The sequence below is a fragment of the Mesorhizobium sp. M1A.F.Ca.IN.020.04.1.1 genome (assembly GCF_003997315.1).
Taxonomy (GTDB): domain Bacteria; phylum Pseudomonadota; class Alphaproteobacteria; order Rhizobiales; family Rhizobiaceae; genus Mesorhizobium.
Window position 1 is genome coordinate 1 of the sequence record NZ_RZSN01000358.1, and the last position, 1,685, is coordinate 1,685.

The window sequence follows — 1,685 nt, forward strand, 5'->3', positions numbered from 1 at the left end:
CACCGGGCCGCTGGCGCTCAACCAGATCTCCGAGATCGTCGCCATCCCGCGCGACGACCTCAAATTCACGCCCTATAACCCACGCTTTCCCGAGCGCATCCGCGAGCATGGCGGCGACTGCCTGGCCGCCATCCGCGAGAAGGACATCATCGTCCACCACCCCTACGAATCCTTCGACGTCGTGGTGCAGTTCCTGCGCCAGGCGGCGGCCGATCCGGAAGTCGTCGCCATCAAGCAGACGCTCTACCGCACCTCGAACGACAGCCCGATCGTGCGGGCGTTGATCGACGCGGCGGAGGCCGGCAAGTCGGTGACGGCGCTCGTCGAGCTCAAGGCGCGCTTCGATGAAGAGGCCAATATCCGCTGGGCGCGCGACCTCGAGCGCGCCGGCGTCCAGGTCGTCTTCGGCTTCCTGGAGTTGAAGACCCACGCCAAGATGTCGCTGGTGGTCCGCCGCGAGGACGGTCGGCTGCGCAATTACGTGCATCTCGGCACCGGCAACTACCATCCGGTCACCGCCCGCATCTACACCGACCTGTCCTTCTTCACCACCGACCCGACGATCGCGCGCGATGTCGCGCAGATCTTCAACTTCATCACCGGCTACGCCGAGCCTGCCGAGGAGATGCGTCTTGCGGTGTCGCCGTTCACGCTGCGCGACCGCATCCTGAGGCACATCGCCGAGGAGATCGCCCATGCGCTCGAAGGCAGGCCGGCCCGTATCTGGATGAAGATGAACGCGCTCGTCGATCCGACCGTCATCGATGCTCTCTATGACGCCAGCCGCGCCGGCGTCGAGATCGATCTCGTCGTGCGCGGCATCTGCTGCCTGAGGCCGCAGGTGCCGGGTCTTTCCGAGAACATCAGGGTGAAGTCGATCGTCGGCCGCTTCCTCGAGCACAGCCGCATCTACTGCTTCGGCAACGGCCACGGTCTGCCGTCCGACGAAGCGATCGTCTACATCTCCTCGGCCGATATCATGCCGCGCAATCTCGACCGCCGCGTCGAGACCCTCGTGCCGATCACCAATCCGACTGTGCATGAACAGGTGCTTGGCCAGATCATGCTCGGCAACATCATGGACAATCAGCAAAGTTTCGACGTATTGGCTGATGGCACCTCCCGGCGCGCCGCGCTCGAGGAGGGCGAGGAGCCGTTCAACGCGCAGGAATATTTCATGACCAATCCGAGTCTTTCCGGACGGGGTGACGCGCTGAAATCGCATGCGCCAAGGCGCATTGCCCAGTTCAAGCGCCGCAAGAAGAACGCCGCCGCGTGATTTCAGTCTCGCAGGGCCGGCTCCAGGACCGGCGGCCGCTGTCGATCATCGACATCGGATCGAACTCGATCCGCCTCGTCGTCTATGAAGGGCTGGCGCGCTCGCCGACGATGCTGTTCAACGAAAAGATGCTGGCCGGCCTCGGCCGCGGCATCGTTTCGACGGGCAAGCTCGATCCCGAGGCGGTGACGCGATCGATGGAGGAGTTCCGCCGTTTTCGCGCGCTTTCGGATCAGGCCGGCGCCGAACACATCTATGTGCTGGCGACCGCGGCCGCGCGCGAGGCGGTCAACGGCCCGGACTTTATCCACCGCGCCGAGGATGTGCTGAAGACCGAGATCCGCGTGCTTTCCGGCCGCCAGGAAGCGCATTATTCGGCGCTCGGCATCATTTCCGGTTTCTATCC

Annotated in this window: 1 protein-coding gene and 1 pseudogene; both read left to right on the forward strand. The window is 64.3% G+C overall.

The genetic code is table 11. The annotated features are described in order from the left end of the window. Positions 1 to 1,279, forward strand: a 1,279-nt coding sequence (ppk1, locus tag EOA49_RS31795) for a polyphosphate kinase 1 (protein WP_127243591.1), incomplete at its 5' end; no start/stop codon positions are given. Further along, positions 1,276 to 1,685 (forward strand): annotated as a pseudogene (locus tag EOA49_RS31800) (exopolyphosphatase); the annotation flags it as partial. The gene ppk1 and the pseudogene EOA49_RS31800, both read left to right, overlap by 4 nt.